This window comes from Leifsonia sp. RAF41 (genome assembly GCF_052114085.1).
In the GTDB taxonomy this organism is placed as follows: domain Bacteria; phylum Actinomycetota; class Actinomycetes; order Actinomycetales; family Microbacteriaceae; genus Leifsonia.
Map to the genome: position 1 here is coordinate 3,608,993 of NZ_JBFREB010000001.1, position 15,722 is coordinate 3,624,714.

The window sequence follows — 15,722 nt, forward strand, 5'->3', positions numbered from 1 at the left end:
ACCACTCTCCCACGCCCGCCTCCTGCGTCACAGGCGGGACGGCGTCCCTACGCTTGGCCGTGCGACTCCCGCGATCGCCGCGACAGCGAGTCGATGATGACCGCCAGCAGCAGAACCGCGCCGGTGATCATGAAGCGGTACGACGAGTCCAGGTTCAGCAGCGTCAGGCCGTTCGAGATCGACTGGATGACGAGGATGCCCAGCAGGGCCGACCAGGCCGATCCGCGTCCACCGAAGAGGCTGGTTCCGCCGATGACCGCCGCCGCGATGGCGTTCAGGTTGGTGTCCGTCCCGCCGGAGCCCGCCCCGACCGAAGCGAGTCGGGCGGCGGCGAGCAGGCCGCCGACCGCCGCGAACGTCGAGCACAGGATGAACACGCTGATGAACACGCGGTTCACCCGGATGCCGGCGCGACGTGCCGCCTCCACCGAGCCGCCGACGGCGAACACTGAACGGCCCCACTTGGTGCGGGTGAGCAGGAAGTTCATCACGATCACCAGGACCACGAAGAACAGGAACATCGCCCCGGTGCCACGGTCGGTGGAGAGGTACCAGACGCTGATGCAGAGCCCGACGAGCAGCAGCAGAGCCTTGACCGCGACCACGGCCATCGACCCCTCCGAGAGACCCGCCTTCCGGCGACGCACGTTGCGGCGCCAGTCGGAGAGGAACATCCCCCCGGCGGCTACCACTGCCAGCGTGTACGCCGCCCACGGCGGGAGGAACCACTGCTGGGCGAACTTCACGATCCAGGAGTCGTAGGGGATGTTGATCGAGCTGTTGGCCCCGAGGATCCACAGCTGCAGACCGAGGAATCCGAGGAGGCCCGCCAGCGTGATCACGAAGCTCGGCACGCCGAAGCGGGTGAACAAGAACCCGTAGAGCAGACCGATCAGCGAACCCGCCAGGATGGCGACGATCACGGTGAGCCAGAGCGGCCAGTGCAGCTGCGTGAAGCCGACGCCCAGAATGGCCGCCGCGACACCGCTGACCGAACCGACCGACAGGTCGATCTGGCCCAGGAGCAGCACCAGCACGATGCCGATCGAGATGGTGCCGATCGCCGCGCACTGCAGGGTCAGGTTGACCAGGTTGTTGGCGCTGAGGAAGTTGGGGTTGAGGATCTGGAAGACCACCCAGATGACCGCGAGACCGATGACGACCGGGAGCGAGCCCAGGTCGCCCCCGCGCACCCGGCGTCCGAAGGCGCGGACGGCGCCGCCGAGTCCTTCGTCGCGGATGAGGCGCTCGTCCTGGAGATCGGCCGCCAGCTCGGCGGGCGTCTCCGACGTCGAGGATGCCGGGGTGTTTGCTGTGTTCGTCATGCTTCCGGAGTCCGTTCGATGGATTCTTCGACCTCGATGAGCCGCTCAGCTCGGCGGATGACGACGTTGTCCGTGGCACCCGTGATGGCGGAGATGATCTCCTCGTAGCTCACGTCCGGCACTCGGAAGTCGCCGTTGTTGCGGCCGAGGCGCAGCACGGCGACCCGGTCGGCGACGGCCTGCACGTCGGCCATGTTGTGGCTGATCAGGAGCACGCCGAGCCCGCGCTCGCGCAGGCGCTCGATGAGGTTGAGCACCTCGGCGGTCTGGGCGACGCCCAGCGCGGCGGTCGGCTCGTCCAGGATGACCACGCGGGGGTCACCGATGAGCGACCGCGCGATGGCGACGGTCTGGCGCTGGCCGCCCGACAGTGATGCGACGGCGATGCGGACGGAGGGGATGCGAGCGGAGAGCTGCCGGAGCAGGCTCCAGGAGCGCTTCTCCATCTCCTCTTCGTCGAGCGTTCCCTTGCTGATCTCGCGACCCAGGAAGAGGTTGGAGACCACGTCGAGGTTGTCGCACAGCGCGAGGTCCTGGAACACGGTCGCGATGCCGAGTTCGCGGGAGGCCGCGGGGGAGGGGATGCTCACCCCCTGCCCGTCGAACTCGATCGTCCCGGAATCCTGCGGGTGCACGCCGGCAAGGATCTTGACGAGCGTCGACTTGCCGGCGCCGTTGTCCCCGACCAGGGCGACGACTTCGCCGGGGTAGACGTCGAGGTGGATGTCGGTGAGGGCTTGGACGGCGCCGAATCCCTTCGAGACCCCGTGGAGGGAGAGGACGGGGCGGCGCGCGGACCGGTCCTCGTCCACGATGGCGGATTCCATGGTCACGGCGTTCTCCTTCGAGCTGTGCTCAGCATGCTTCCTGTCTCAGGCTAGAGCGGAACCACCCGGCCCGGGATGCGCCCTTCCGTGGGGAGGGGGCGAATCCCGGGCCGGGGTCCTTCGGGTTTTCTTCTACTTGATGCCGTACTTGTCGCAGGCTGCCTTGTAGTCGGCGGTGCAGATCTTGCCTGCCGAGTCGGGACCGTAGAACTCGTCCTTCACGACCGTGCTCTCGATGTTGTCCGTCGTGACCGACACGGGCACCAGCAGGAACGACTGGATCTCCGCGCCGCCGGCCGTCTTGACCGTGACGTCGCCCTTCGGCTTGTTGCCCTTGGTCAGGTCGACAGCCAGCTGAGCGGCCTTCTCCGCCTCCGGCTTCAGCGCCTTGTAGACCGTCATGTACTGGTCTCCGGCGAGGATGCGCTGGACACCGGCGAGCTCTGCGTCCTGACCGGTGACCGGCGGGAGCGGGCTGACGTTGGCCGCCTTCATGGCCGCGATGGCACCGCCGCCGGTGCCGTCGTTAGCGGCGTAGACGCCCTTGATCTGGTCCTTGAACTGCGTGACCTGGCCGGCCACCCAGTCCTGGGCCTTGGCCGGGTCCCATCCGGGTGTGTCGTACTCGGCGAGCACCTTGAAGCCGCTGGAGTCGATGACGCTGTGCGCGCCCTTCTTGAACAGCGTGGCGTTGTTGTCCGTCGGCGAACCGTTGACCATCAGGATGCCCGCGCCGGACGCGACGTTGTCCTTCTTCAGCTTGTCGACGAGCGCCTGGGCCTGCAGCTGTCCGACCTTCTCGTTGTCGAACGAGATGTAGTAGTTGCTGTCGGGGCTGTTGATCAGACGGTCGTACGAGATGACGGGCACGTTCTTCGCCTTTGCCTCGCCGACGATCGAGGCCGCTGCCTCACCGTCGAACGGGTCGAGGACGAGCACCTTGACGCCCTGGGTGAGCATCGACTCCGCCTGCTGCTGCTGCTTGCTGGCGTCGCCGTCGGCGTTCGCGTAGAGGACCTTGCAGCCGGAGCAGAGCTCCTTGACCTTGGCCTCGAAGAACGGCTTGTCGGCCGCCTCGTAGCGAGCGGTGACCGAGTCCGGAAGGAGGAGGCCGATCTGCGCGTTGGCGGCGTCTCCGGTGCTGTTACCCGAACTGTTGCCGGATCCGTTGGAACACGCTGTGAGGGTGACGGCTGTGAGCAGGATCGCGGCCGACGCGATGACCGCTCTCTTGGTGGCGATCTTCATTGAAAAACCTCCGATTCGAAACCGCCTTCGTTGGCGGCTGCGTTGAGTGTCCCAGGTGACGCATTTGGCGTCAAGACTTGAAGCCAACGGATTCGATAACGGTTCCTGCCGTCTTCGGGGGACACGGTGGGAGCGCGATCAATACGAGACGCCGTCGCCCGTGATCGAGACGCAGTCCACGGCGTAGGCCACGGCGCCCAACGCGACCGCGCGCGTCCCGAGCTGGCCCTGAACGATGTCCGGCATGAGGTCGGGATTGACGATGATGGAACGCTCGACGGCGTGCCGCATCGGCCCGAGCAGCAGCTCTCCGGCGCGGGCCAGTTCGCCGCCGACGACGATCCGCTCGGGGTCGAGCAGGTTGCACAGGTTGGCGGTCGCGACACCGATATGGCGGCCGGCGTCCGCGATCGCACGGATGCAGCGGGCATCCCCGGCCATCGCCTGCAGTACGACGTCGCCGAGCTTGAGGCTGCCCAGATGGTCGCGGAGTTCCTCCAGGATGGCAGGGCCGCCCGCGAGCGCCTCCAGGCAGCCGCGATTCCCGCAACGGCAGAGCGGGCCGTTCTCGCGGATCGTGGTGTGACCGAATTCGCCGGCGACGCCGCGGTGACCACGATAGATCTGGCCGTTCAGGATGAGACCCGCCCCGATCCCGTCGCCGATATCGAGAGTGATCGTGTTCCGTTTCCCGCGGCCCGCACCGAAACGGGACTCGCCGAGCGCGCCGAGATTCGCCGAGTTGTCGGCGTACACCGGCGTTTTGATCCGGCGCTCCAGCGCCTCGCCGATGACCACGCCATCCCAGCCGCGCATGATCCCGCTGCGCGCGATCGTGCCGGTGGTCCGGTCGATCGGGGCGGGCACGGCGAGGCCGACGGCGATCAGGTCGTCGCGGGACGCGTCCACCGATTCCAGCATGTCGTTGAGAAGCAACGCCACCTTGTCGAGTTCGTTGTCGGCGCGGTGGTCGCGCGCCAGCGGCATGTGGTTCTCGGCAACGACGGTGTGGGCCACGTCCGCCAGCGCGACCCGCAGGTGTCGCGTCGAGAAGTGCACGCCGACGACGAGACCGAGCGCGTGCGCCAGCGTGACGTGCTGGGCGCGCCGGCCCGAGCGGATGCTCTGCGCCGTGTGAAGGACGCCGGAGGTCGACAGCTCCTTGACGATGTTGGAGACGGTCGCCGCGGAGAGGCCCGTGGCTCCGGCCAGCTCGACCTGGGTCAGACCGCCGTGCTTCTTGATGGCGTCGACGATGCGGGCTCGGTTGGCTTCACGAAGTGAAGTCTGAGAACCCGGAGTTCGTCGCTGCGTTGCCACGACGAGAAGGATACATGGCTCGGCAAGGGTCGCCGCTCCGAGCGAAAGTAATGGGTTTGTGAGGTTCCTGTGACCCGCTGGGGCCGCCGGCTTGGCAGGATAGACGTATGGCCGACCTGCACGTTCACCCCGACCGCCTGGAGATCCACCTCACGCGGGCCGAGAAGGTGCTGGCCGTGAAGCGCGAAGACCTCGTGGTGCCGCGAGACAGCATCCGCTCGGTGGCGATCACCGAAGACCCGTGGATCTGGATCCGCGGCATCCGCGCCCCAGGCGCCGCCGTCCCCCTCACCCTGTCGCTCGGGACGTGGAAGTTCCACGGCGGCAAAGACTTCCTGCTGATCAAGGGAAAGCAGCGCGCAGCGGTCGTGATCGACCTCGACGGCGAGGAGTACTCGCGGATCATCGTCTCCACCCCGCACGCAGCACGTCTCATCGAGGCGCTGCGGGTCGACGGCAGCGAACTCGCGGCAGACGGCACCACGATCGACTGACCCCCCGGGTAACCGGGTTCCGGTCGCGCGCTCAGAGGTTCTCGGCGACCACGAACAGGACGAGTCCCGCCAGCGGCAGGACGCCCTGCAGTGCCGCGGCGCCGAGGAAGCGCCGGCCCGTCGTCACCAGCACCAGTGACGCCAGCACCATGCAGACGCCGCAGAAGAAGACGAGGCCGAATCCCACCTGCCGCAGCGTCGTCCAATAGAGCACCAGACCGACTACCGCGCCACCGGCGAGGAACAGGTTGTAGAACCCCTGGTTGTACGCCATCGGACCCACCGTGTCCGCGTCGCGCTGCGATGACAGTCCGAACCGCCGCCACACGCCGGGCGACGACCAGAGCATGCTCTCCATCGCGAAGAACACCAGGTGAACCACCGCCGCCGCAGCGATCAGAATGCTCGCTATGACGGCGATGCCCGTATTGGCCATGCCCGGAGGATACGCCGGTCAGCGCTCGCCGTTGGCCAGCCCGATCAGCAGGAGCACCAGGCCGATCAGCGGGAGGATGCCCTGGATGAGGGCCGGGCGCACGTAACCGCGGCCGGTGGTGACGAGCACGACCGCGGCCGCGAGCATGCTGGCGGACGTGAAGATGATGAGAGCCAGGCCGGCTGCGTGCTGGCCGACGGCGTAGAGGATGAGCCCGACGATCGCCCCGACGGCTAAGAACAGGTTGTAGAACCCCTGGTTGTATGCCATCGGCCGAACCGTGTCGGCCGCCTGCTGGCTCGCGACACCGAACCGCCGCCACACCGCCGGCCGCGTCCAGGCCACGCTCTCCATGAAGAAGATCGCCACGTGGAGCGCGGCCGCGAGCGTGACCACGATGGTGGCGAGGAGGATCATGGCGTCAGCATACCGGCGGGTCAACCCGGCGCCGACGATTCAGGCGCGGATGCCCTCAGGCGCGCACGTCGACGACGGTGCGCCCGCGCAGCCGGCCGGCGAGGATGTCGTCGGCCGCGGGGATCGCGTCGGCGAGGGAGACGAAGCGCGTCATCGCCGCGAGGGACTCCTCGTCGAGGTCGGTCGCCAGTCGCCTCCAGGCCGTCTCGCGGAGGGCCGAAGGAGCCTCCACCGAGTTGATGCCGACCAGGGTGACCGCACGGAGGATGAACGGCAGGACGGTCGCCGGCAGGTCCGGTCCCTGGGCCAGGCCGCAGGCGGCGACGGTCCCGCCGTAGCGGGTCTGCGCCAGGACGGTGGCGAGCGTCTGGCTTCCGACCGAGTCCACGGCCCCGGCCCAGCGCTGCGACTGGAGCGGCTTTCCCGGTGCGTCGAGCTCCGAGCGGTCGATGATCGTCGTGGCGCCGAGATCCGTGAGGTAGTCGCCCACCTCATCCGCACGGCCGGTGGATGCGGTGACCGGGTAACCCAGTTTCGCCAGCAATGCCACGGCGACGGATCCAACACCGCCCGCTGCGCCGGTGACGAGGATGCTGCTGCCGCTCTCGTCGACCTCGTGCGGGTCGACGCCGTTGCGCTCGAGCGCGAGCACGGCGAGCATCGCGGTGAAGCCGGCGGTGCCGATCGCGGCCGCCTGCTCAGACGTGATCGAATCGGGGATGCGGACGAGTGCGTCGCCGCCGACCCTGGCCCTCTCGGCGAGGCCGCCGTGGTGGGACTCGCCGAGCCCGGCACCGTTGAGGACGACGCGGTCGCCCGGGCGCCAGCGCGGGTGGTCGGACTGCTCCACGGTGCCGACGATGTCGATCCCGGGGATCAGCGGCGAGGTGCGGGCCACTCCTGGGCGACCCGCGATCGCGAGGCCGTCCTTGAAGTTGAGGTCGGAGAACTCGACATCGATGGTGACATCGCCGGGCATGAGGATGTCATCGGTCACGGTGCGGACCTCAGCGCTGTGCGCGGTGATCCGGCCCCCGTCCACCTGCTGCTCGATCACGATGGCCCGGAAGTCGCTCATGGCCTCACCCTACGCCGGGCCGCTCGTCGCCCGAGCGGGCGGTCGCGCGTCAGTTGAGCGTTTGGGTGCCCTCCGGGAGCGCGCCGCCGGCGTAGAGCGTCCGCGCGGCGTCCCGCAGTGCGGTCAGGGCGACCCGCTGCGTCCACGGGCCGTAGGAGACACGCGCCACGCCCAACTCCTGCAGGCGCGACGGCGAGACTGATCCGGGCACGGCGATGACGCTGAGCTTGCGCTGGCCGAGGCCGCCCACGAGTCGCTCGACGGTCCGCTCGTCGAGGCGGCCGGGGACGAAGACGCAGGTGGCGCCCTCGTCGAGGAATGCGCGCCCGCGGCGGATCGCCTCCTCGATCTTCTCCTCGTCGGTCGGGATGGTGTCCCGCAGGAAGACGTCGGTGCGCGCGTTCAGCGCGAAGGGGACGCCCTCGGCCGCCGCCGCGGCCACGGCGGACTGCACGGATGCGACGGCGTCGTCGAGCGGCCGCAGTTGGTCTTCGAGGTTGGCGCCGACGACCCCGACTCCGATCGCGCGGCGGATCGTCTCGCCGGCGTTGCCGTACCCGGCCTCCAGGTCTGCGCTGACGGGCAGGTCGGTCGTCCGGACGATCCGGCCCACCATGTCGAGCATGAGGTCGAGGGGGATCTTCTCGCCGTCTTCGTAGCCGAGGGTGGCGGCGATCGAGTGGCTGGCGGTCGCCAGCGCGCGGGTGTCGGGGAGGTCGCCGATCACGCGAGCGCTGACCGCGTCCCAGACGTTGACGACCTGCAGGAGCTCGGGTGCGTCGTGAAGGCGGCGCAGTTCGGCACCCCGTGCGTCGATGCTGTTCATGCGCCCACCCTACGGCGGGTGGCCCACGCACCCTAGGATGGCGCCATGGCCCGCACGGGGGAGCCGCAGGAGGTGCCGAAGAGCCGCTCGGCACCGCGCCGCCGCGCGTCCGTCAGCACGGTGGTGGACTACGTCTTCTTCGTCTTCGGAGGGGTCGCCGCCGTGTGGCTGGCCTGGCTCGTGCTCACCGAGAGCTTCGAGTGGGGCTGGTTCCTCATCCTGTTCTTCGTGCTGTTCTGGGTCGTGCTCGCGTATCTGGTGCTCCCGCGGCTGCATCGCATCCTCACCGAGATCTATGTACCGGACTACTTCATCGGGCGTGCGCGCACCAGTGACGGCCTGCTGGGCGACCCGATCAATCTCGCCTTGCTCGGCTCCGAGGCGCAGCTCGACGACGCCATGCGGCAAGCGGGGTGGACGCGTGCGGATGACGTGACCCTCCGGTCCAGCGGTCGCATCATCGGGTCGACAGTGCTGCGGCGGAGTTATGACGAAGCGCCGGTCAGTCCCCTGTTCCTGTTCGGGCGGCAGCAGGATGTTGCGTACCAGCAGGAGGTGAAGGGCAACCCCGCGAAGCGGCACCATGTGCGGTTCTGGCGGTGCCCGGACGGCTGGCTCCTTCCCGGTGGCCGTCGCGTCGAGTGGCTGGCCGCCGGCACGTTCGACCGTTCGGTCGGGTTCTCGTTGTTCACCCTGCAGATCACCCACAAGATCGACGCGAACACGGATATCGAACGGGACCACATCGTCTCCACCCTGATGGATGCGGATATCGGCGTCGACGTATCGGTAATCCGGGATTTCTCGACCGGCTACCACGCCCGCAACGGCGGCGGCGACACCATCGAGACGGACGGGGACCTGCCGGTCGTGGACCTGAGCCGGGTGGCGGTGGATGCGCGGGGCCTGTCGGTAGCGACGGATGCGGACACGCGCCGCGCCGCACTGGAGGAGCGGCGGCCGGTGCCGACGGCGCTCGGAGTGCTGCTGATGGTCCTCCGAGTCATGGCCGGCGTCGGCTACGTCGTCCTCAATCTGCTCGACTGGCAGCGGTTCGTCGGCTCCGAGTTGGGCGCGGCCAGCGTCACCCCGGACGAGAGGGCGACCACCAGTCTCGTGCTCGGCGTCGCTATGGGTGTCTTCGCGGCCGGGCTGGTGCTCTACTTCCTGCTGGCGTTGCTGGTGTTCTTCGGCAGCAACCGGGCTCGCATTGCCGCCATGTCGTACAGCGCGCTCATCATCTTCTTCTCGGCGGTCGACTTCTTCAACGGTGGGCCGCAGGTCTCGCTGAAGAACAACCTGCTCGGCCTGGCGCTGGACATCCTCGTGCTGCTCGCGCTGTCGTCGAAGCGCTCACGCCAGTGGGCGCGGCGGTCGGTCGGTCATCGTCGTCGCGCCGGTGCGGCGGTCCCGCAGCTCACATGAGCGGTTTCTTCCCGCCAGTGCCGCCCGCCTTCAGAGCTGACTCTTCGGCGTCGAGGAAGGCGAGCACGGACCGTACGGCCGGCTCCTGATAGCGGCCTTCCGACCGCGCCTCGAGAACGGCCTGCCGCTCCGCGACGATCATCGTGCGTCGCAGCCTCCGGTATTCGAGCGGCAGATCCGCGGCTTCATCGGAGGACGGGTTCTCCAGCGCGTCGGCGAGGAAGAGCGCATTGATCCGCAGTCGTTCGATCACACGCTCGTCTTCGTCGCCCGTCACCTGGGACTCGAGACGCTCAAGCCCCGCCGATTGCGCTTCGGCGAGCAGCCGTTGCATCTCGCTGGCCTCTTGCGCGAAGTCGGGTGGTGGCAGCTTGAGCCGGCGGATGACCCAGGGGAGCGCGAGTCCCTCCAGCAGAGTGGCGACCACGACGACGAACGCCAGGAACTGGAGGAACTCGCGGTGCGGAGTCGACAGCGGCAGCAGAAACACCGCCGCGAGGGTGACCACACCGCGGATGCCCGCGAAGGAGACGGCGATGCCGGTCGGCCACGACCAACCGCGTTCCCGAAGCCGTTGGGGGCCGTACCGATACAGCGTGGTCGTCCCGACCATCCAGGCGAACCGGGCGAGGAAGATCGCGAGCAGGACCACGATGCTGATGACGATCGTCTGCGGCACGGTGATGCCCGACGTGAAGGCGCCGGTCAGGATGGAACGCAGCTCGAGCCCGATGAACAGGAAGACCGCGTTCTCCAGCAGGAAGCTGATCGTCCGCCAATTGATCGTCTCGGCGATGCGTGCTTCGGCGGTCTGGATGGTGGGGGAGCGGTAACCGAGGTACAGGCCCGCTACGACGACCGCGAGAATCCCCGAGCCGTGGAAGAGCTGCGCTGGGATGAACGCGATGTAAGGCGTGATCAGGGCGAGTGACGTGTCCAGGACGGGCGAGCGCAACTGCTTGCGGATGACCGCCAGCAGCAGACCGACGACCAGTCCCACACCGATGCCGACGACGACCGCCAGGACGAAATCACCGCCCACCGCCCACGGATTCACGACGCTGACGATGGCGGCGATGCTCGCGTTCAGGGCGACGAGCGCGGTCGCGTCATTGAGCAGGCTCTCGCCCTCGAGCACGGTCAGAAGTCGTCGAGGCAGGCGTGCGCGTCCGGCGATGGCCTGCACCGCGACGGTGTCGGTGGGTGCGACGACAGCGCCGAATGCGAATGCGGCGGCGAGCGTGATCGCGGGCACGACGAGGAAGGTCGCGAAACCCACGACGATGACGGTGAACGCCACCAGGCCGACCGAGAGCAGCAGGATGCCGTCACGTCGGGCTCGTACATCCACGATGGAGGTCTGGATCGCAGCGGCGAACAGCAGCGGGGGAAGCAGGCCGAACAGCACCACCTCCGGTTCGAGCGCCACCTCCGGCACTCCGGGAACGAAGGACGCCGCTGCGCCGACGATGACGAGCACGACGGGTGCCGACCAGCCCACCCTGCGGGACAGGCCGGTGACCGTGACCGTGACGAGAACGAACGACACGATCCAGACGATGGTGGTGACCGGATCCATGGTGTTCATGATGGCCGCAACGCAACAAGCCCGCCAAGATTTCCGTCAGACGGGGGAGAACCTGTTCGCCTTCAGCGATGTGGACAGCTTCCGCGTCAGGCCGCGTGGGCCTCGCAGGCGGCCACGTCGCACTCCTCGCAGACGACGAGCTGCTCGCGACATGCCGGGTCGACGCAGTTGCGCATCCTGCTCGTCGCCACGCCGCATATCGAGCAGTGGCCCAGCACGGCGGCATGGTCGCTGAAGGTCATCGATCCGCGGTCGTCGAAGACGTAGAGCGACCCCTCCCACAGCCCGTCGTCTCCGAACGCCTCGCCGTAGCGGACGATTCCGCCGTCGAGTTGGTAGACCTCCTGGAAGCCGCGCGACCGCATCAGCGACGAGAGCACCTCGCACCGGATGCCGCCGGTGCAGTACGTGACGACCGGCCGGTCCTTGAGGTGGTCGTAGGCGCCGCTGTCGAGCGCTTCCACGAATTCGCGGGTGTTCGCGACATCGGGCACCACCGCATCCCGGAACCTGCCGATGCTCGCTTCGAAACGGTTTCGGCCGTCGAAGAACACCAGATCGTCCTTCTCCGCGGCGAGCGCGTGCAGGCCCTCGGGGTCGAGCCGTGCGCCGCCGCCGACGACGCCGTCAGGGCCGACCTGCAGCTCATCCGGGGCGCCGAACGAGACGATCTCGTCGCGCACCTTTACCGAGAGGCGCGGGAAGTCGAGGCTCGCATTGTCCGCATTCAGTCCGGAGCCCTCGCTCCACTTCGCGTCCAGAGCGCGGAACGCCCCGTACTCCTTGGTGACGCGCAGATAGCGCTTGAGCGCATCGAGTTCGCCGCCGAGCGTTCCGTTGATTCCATGCGGTGAAATCAGGATCCGCCCGCGCAGATTCAGCCGTTCGCACAGGTCCCGCTGCCACAGCCGGATGGCCTCCGGATCGGGCAGCGGCGCGAAGACGTAGAAGAGGAGCACTTTCGGGACGGCCACCGCCTCATCGTAGGCGAGGGTTCCCTGGCCGCACTGATCGTAGGATCGTGGAGCCTGTGAGCCCCCGAAGCCTCGTTCGCCTGCCGTTCAGACTGGTGCGACAGGGTGAGTGAGGTCCGCAAGGCGGCCCCTGACAGGAAGGCGGGTTGTGCGAACCCTCGTCATCATCCCGACCTATAACGAGCGCGAGAACATCGGCTCGATCGTCGGGCGCGTTCGTGCGTCGGTGCCCGAGGCGGACGTGCTGGTCGTCGACGACGGTTCGCCCGACGGCACGGGTGAGCTGGCCGACGCGCTCGCCGCGACCGACGCCAGTGTGCATGTCATGCACCGCGCCGGGAAGGACGGGCTCGGAGCCGCCTACCGGGCCGGGATCGCCTGGGCGCTCGACGCCGGCTACTCGACGATCGTCGAGATGGATGCGGACGGTTCGCACCAGCCGGAGCAGCTGCCCCGACTTCTCGGCGCCCTTCGCAGTGACGGTGGCCCGGACGACGCCCGTGCCGGTGCGGACGTGGTGCTCGGCTCGCGCTGGGTCAGCGGCGGTGGAGTCGAGAACTGGCCGGCCCATCGTCGACTCATCTCGCGCGGCGGGAGTGCCTACTCCCGCATCGCACTTGGCCTTCCGGTCCGGGATGTGACCGGCGGCTACCGCGCATTCACCGCGGACGCGCTGCGCGCGCTCCACTACGAGCGCACCGAGAGCCAGGGGTACTGCTTCCAGATCGATATGACCCGCCGTGCGTACGCCGCCGGGCTGGAGCTGGTGGAGGTGCCGATCACTTTCGTGGAGCGGGAGCGCGGGGCCTCCAAAATGGGTGGCGGGATCGTCGTCGAGGCGATGGTCCGGGTCACCCTGTGGGGTCTGGCCGGACTTCCGCGGCGGTTCCGCAAGCGACCGGCAGCGCAGACGGTGGAGCCTGCCGCACGGGCGTAGCCTGACGCCATGGCAGTCGATCCTCTCGAGCGCTTCGGCGCTGTCCCTCTGTTCTCCCTGTCCAGCAACGACGTCGCCGACGGCCGTCCGCTCGCGCGCGACCACTGGGGCGCCGGCGGCGGCGGCGCCGACATCTCGCCGCACCTGTCCTGGTCGGGCTTCCCGCCGGAGACGAAGAGTTTCGCCGTGACGATCCACGATCCGGATGCGCCGACGGGGTCGGGCTTCTGGCATTGGGCGGTGTACAACATCCCCGTATCCGTCACGGAACTCGCTACGGATGCTGGCGCGGAGGGCGGCGACAACCTTCCGCAGGGCGCGGCGATGCTGTCGAACGAGCTCGGAGCGAAGAGCTTCACCGGTGCCGGACCGCCGCACGGGACGGGCACCCACCACTACGACATCGTGGTGCACGCGCTGGACGTCGAGCATCTCGACCTGGACCCGGAGTCGACGCCGGCTGTCCTCGGCTTCAATGCGCACTTCCACTCGCTTGCGCGTGCGGTCCTCACTCCCGTGGCGACGGCCGGCGACATCTGAGACGGTCGGAATCCCCTCGCCTTCACCGGTGTCAGTGCTTGACGCCGGTGAAGGCGAGCACCCCGCCCAGCCCGATCATCAGCACGCCACCCGTCGCGCCCAGACGCTCCACCCTCTTGGGCGACCGGCCGAACCACTGTCGCGCCGTTCCGGCGGCGAGCGCCCAGACGCTGTCGAATGTGAGCGCCAGCACGAGGAACACCGCGCCCAGCTCGAACAGCTGCAGGGGGATCCCGCCCGCGCGGTAGTCGACGAACTGCGGCAGCACCGCAACGAAGAAGACCAGCGACTTCGGGTTGGTCAGCCCCACCACGAATCCCTCGCTGAGGATGCGCCAGCGCGATCGCAGAGGCGTCGCCTCGTGCGTCACGGCGGTGTGTCGGCGGTGCCGGATCGCCTGGATGCCGAGGTACACCAGGTAGCCCGCCCCGACGAACTTGATCACGGTGAACAGCACGAGCGACTGGGCGACGATGGCGCCGATGCCGAGTGCGACCGCGACGACGAGTGGCAGCATGCCGATCGCGTTCCCCAGCACGCTGAGCAGCCCCCCGACCCGGCCCAGCGCCAGGGACCGCCCGATGACGAAGAGCACGCTCGGACCCGGAATGACGATCAGCGCCAGAGACGCGAGCGCGAACGCCAGGAGGGAGGGGCCCGGAACCATGTGCCGAGCGTAGGGGAGGTAGGTTCGTTACGTGAAGCTCCACAACGTTCGTGTGCACAGCAGCGAGGAGAACCTGGCGCGCCAGGACCAGCTCGCCTGGAAGATCGCCGAGGTGGCGACCGACCCCGTCGAGGTGGACGCGGAGGTCGCCGAGATGGTGATCAACCGGGTCATCGACAACGCGGCCGTGGCTGCGGCGTCCCTCACTCGGCGGCCCGTGGTGTCTGCACGAGCGCAGGCGCTCGCGCATCCGATCCCAGCCCGCCAGCTGCAGGAGCTGACCGACTCGGCGGAGCATCCTCAGGAGGGCTCGACCGTCTTCGGCGAGTGGCCGTCGACCCGGGTGTCGCCGGAGTGGGCGGCGTGGGCCAACGGGGTCGCCGTCCGCGAGCTCGACTACCACGACACGTTTCTGGCGGCCGAGTACTCGCATCCCGGCGACAACATCCCACCGATCACGGCTGTCGCCCAGCACGCGGCGCGCGCCTACGGGCTGAGCGGTCAAGACCTGCTGCGAGGTATCGCGACCGGCTACGAGATCCAGATCGACCTCGCGCGGGCGATCAGTCTTCACCGTCACAAGATCGACCACGTCGCACACCTCGGCCCGTCGGCCGCCGCCGGCATCGGGACGCTGCTGCGCCTCCCCGCCGAGACGATCTTCCAGGCGATCGGCCAGGCCCTGCACACCACGACGGCCACCCGGCAGTCCCGTAAGGGCGAGATCTCCAGCTGGAAAGCGCACGCCCCCGCCTTCGCCGGCAAGATGGCGGTCGAGGCGATCGACCGCGCACTGCGCGGCGAGACGAGTCCCACGCCGATCTACGAGGGAGAGGATGGCGTGATCGCCTGGCTGCTCGATGGGCCGGACGCCTCCTACGAGGTGCCTCTTCCCGCGCCCGGCGAGCCGAAGCGCGCCATCCTCGATTCGTATACCAAGGAGCACTCGGCCGAGTACCAGGCGCAGGCCTGGATCGATCTGGCCCGGAAGCTCCACCGCGAGCACCCCGAGGTAGCGGATGCGTCTCGCGTCGAGAGCATCGTCATCCACACCTCGCATCACACGCACTATGTGATCGGGTCGGGGGCCAACGACCCGCAGAAGTACGACCCGACGGCATCCCGGGAGACGCTCGACCACAGCATCCCCTACATCTTCACGGTCGCCCTGCAGGACGGCGGATGGCACCACGCCGATTCCTACCTCCCCTCGCGCGCCGCCCGCCCCGACACGGTCGAGCTGTGGGGAAAAGTGAGCACCACCGAGGACCCGGAGTGGACGCGTCGATACCACTCGACCGACCCGGCCGAGAAGGCGTTCGGCGGCCGCGTCGTGATCCGATTGGCCGACGGTGGTGTCGTGGAGGATCAGATCGCGGTCGCGGACGCCCACCCTCTGGGTGCGCGCCCGTTTGCTCGCGAGGATTACGTCGCCAAGTTCCGCACGCTGGCGGACGGCGTGCTGGAGAGCGACGAGATCGATCGCTTCCTGGCGCTCGCCGAGCGACTGCCGGAGCTCACGTCCGCAGAGCTCGGCGGCCTCACGATCACTGCCCGCCCCGGCTTGCTTGCGGGCATCCCCACTCCGAGGGGGCTGTTCTAACTTTCCGGAGCGGCATC

16 protein-coding genes are annotated in these 15,722 nt (G+C 68.5%); 5 read left to right on the forward strand and 11 right to left on the reverse strand.

Annotated features, from left to right (window positions below):
- Window positions 1–47 precede the first annotated feature (47 nt).
- From AB4Y74_RS17585 to AB4Y74_RS17600, 4 genes are all read right to left on the reverse strand, one after another.
- A complete protein-coding gene (locus tag AB4Y74_RS17585) occupies window positions 48–1,325 on the reverse strand; it encodes a sugar ABC transporter permease (RefSeq protein WP_441800345.1) in 1,278 nt (425 codons plus the stop codon).
- Window positions 1,322–2,152 carry an ATP-binding cassette domain-containing protein gene (locus AB4Y74_RS17590; protein ID WP_441800477.1) on the reverse strand — a complete coding sequence of 277 codons (831 nt, stop codon included), beginning with the start codon at window positions 2,150–2,152 and terminating at the stop codon, window positions 1,322–1,324. Before AB4Y74_RS17590 ends, AB4Y74_RS17585 begins: the two co-directional genes overlap by 4 nt.
- Window positions 2,153–2,284: 132 nt before the next feature.
- Window positions 2,285–3,400 (reverse strand): ABC transporter substrate-binding protein, encoded by a 1,116-nt coding sequence (locus AB4Y74_RS17595; RefSeq protein WP_441800346.1) that lies wholly within the window; start codon window positions 3,398–3,400, stop codon window positions 2,285–2,287.
- 138 nt (window positions 3,401–3,538) lie between these two features.
- Window positions 3,539–4,720, reverse strand: a complete 1,182-nt coding sequence (locus tag AB4Y74_RS17600) for an ROK family transcriptional regulator (protein WP_441800347.1) — start codon at window positions 4,718–4,720, stop codon at window positions 3,539–3,541.
- Between the two features lie 107 nt (window positions 4,721–4,827).
- Here AB4Y74_RS17600 and AB4Y74_RS17605 point away from each other — a divergent pair, with 107 nt between their 5' ends.
- Window positions 4,828–5,214, forward strand: coding sequence for a hypothetical protein (locus tag AB4Y74_RS17605; RefSeq protein WP_441800348.1), 387 nt, complete (start codon window positions 4,828–4,830; stop codon window positions 5,212–5,214).
- 31 nt (window positions 5,215–5,245) lie between these two features.
- On the opposite strand, the gene AB4Y74_RS17610 is transcribed toward AB4Y74_RS17605, so the two are convergent.
- From AB4Y74_RS17610 to AB4Y74_RS17625, 4 genes are read right to left on the reverse strand one after another with little or no spacing between them, the layout of a single operon-like run.
- A complete protein-coding gene (locus tag AB4Y74_RS17610) occupies window positions 5,246–5,650 on the reverse strand; it encodes a DUF1304 domain-containing protein (RefSeq protein ID WP_441800349.1) in 405 nt (134 codons plus the stop codon).
- Between the two features lie 18 nt (window positions 5,651–5,668).
- A complete protein-coding gene (locus AB4Y74_RS17615; RefSeq protein WP_441800350.1) occupies window positions 5,669–6,067 on the reverse strand; it encodes a DUF1304 domain-containing protein in 399 nt (132 codons plus the stop codon).
- A gap of 55 nt (window positions 6,068–6,122) precedes the next feature.
- A complete protein-coding gene (acuI, locus tag AB4Y74_RS17620) occupies window positions 6,123–7,145 on the reverse strand; it encodes an acrylyl-CoA reductase (NADPH) (protein ID WP_441800351.1) in 1,023 nt (340 codons plus the stop codon).
- Between the two features lie 49 nt (window positions 7,146–7,194).
- Complete coding sequence (locus AB4Y74_RS17625) at window positions 7,195–7,971, reverse strand: isocitrate lyase/PEP mutase family protein (RefSeq protein WP_441800352.1); 777 nt, start codon at window positions 7,969–7,971, stop codon at window positions 7,195–7,197.
- 45 nt (window positions 7,972–8,016) lie between these two features.
- Between AB4Y74_RS17625 and AB4Y74_RS17630 the strand changes: the two genes are divergently transcribed.
- Window positions 8,017–9,396: an LssY C-terminal domain-containing protein gene (locus AB4Y74_RS17630; RefSeq protein ID WP_441800353.1), complete on the forward strand. Its 1,380-nt coding sequence runs from the start codon at window positions 8,017–8,019 to the stop codon at window positions 9,394–9,396.
- Here AB4Y74_RS17630 and AB4Y74_RS17635 read toward each other — a convergent pair.
- Together AB4Y74_RS17635 and trhO are read right to left on the reverse strand one after the other, a co-directional pair.
- Window positions 9,389–10,975 carry a Na+/H+ antiporter gene (locus tag AB4Y74_RS17635; protein ID WP_441800354.1) on the reverse strand — a complete coding sequence of 529 codons (1,587 nt, stop codon included), beginning with the start codon at window positions 10,973–10,975 and terminating at the stop codon, window positions 9,389–9,391. The two genes, AB4Y74_RS17630 and AB4Y74_RS17635, sit on opposite strands and share 8 nt — an antisense overlap.
- A gap of 95 nt (window positions 10,976–11,070) precedes the next feature.
- Window positions 11,071–11,958, reverse strand: coding sequence for an oxygen-dependent tRNA uridine(34) hydroxylase TrhO (trhO, locus tag AB4Y74_RS17640; RefSeq protein WP_441800355.1), 888 nt, complete (start codon window positions 11,956–11,958; stop codon window positions 11,071–11,073).
- A 148-nt stretch (window positions 11,959–12,106) separates the two neighbouring features.
- Between trhO and AB4Y74_RS17645 the strand changes: the two genes are divergently transcribed.
- Window positions 12,107–12,895 (forward strand): polyprenol monophosphomannose synthase, encoded by a 789-nt coding sequence (locus AB4Y74_RS17645; RefSeq protein WP_441800356.1) that lies wholly within the window; start codon window positions 12,107–12,109, stop codon window positions 12,893–12,895.
- A gap of 9 nt (window positions 12,896–12,904) precedes the next feature.
- Complete coding sequence (locus tag AB4Y74_RS17650) at window positions 12,905–13,435, forward strand: YbhB/YbcL family Raf kinase inhibitor-like protein (RefSeq protein ID WP_441800357.1); 531 nt, start codon at window positions 12,905–12,907, stop codon at window positions 13,433–13,435.
- A gap of 31 nt (window positions 13,436–13,466) precedes the next feature.
- On the opposite strand, the gene AB4Y74_RS17655 is transcribed toward AB4Y74_RS17650, so the two are convergent.
- On the reverse strand, window positions 13,467–14,102 hold the full coding sequence (locus AB4Y74_RS17655) for a LysE family translocator (RefSeq protein ID WP_441800358.1): 636 nt from the start codon (window positions 14,100–14,102) through the stop codon (window positions 13,467–13,469).
- Between the two features lie 31 nt (window positions 14,103–14,133).
- Here AB4Y74_RS17655 and AB4Y74_RS17660 point away from each other — a divergent pair, with 31 nt between their 5' ends.
- Window positions 14,134–15,705, forward strand: a complete 1,572-nt coding sequence (locus tag AB4Y74_RS17660; RefSeq protein ID WP_441800359.1) for an MmgE/PrpD family protein — start codon at window positions 14,134–14,136, stop codon at window positions 15,703–15,705.
- The last annotated feature ends 17 nt before the right edge of the window (window positions 15,706–15,722 follow it).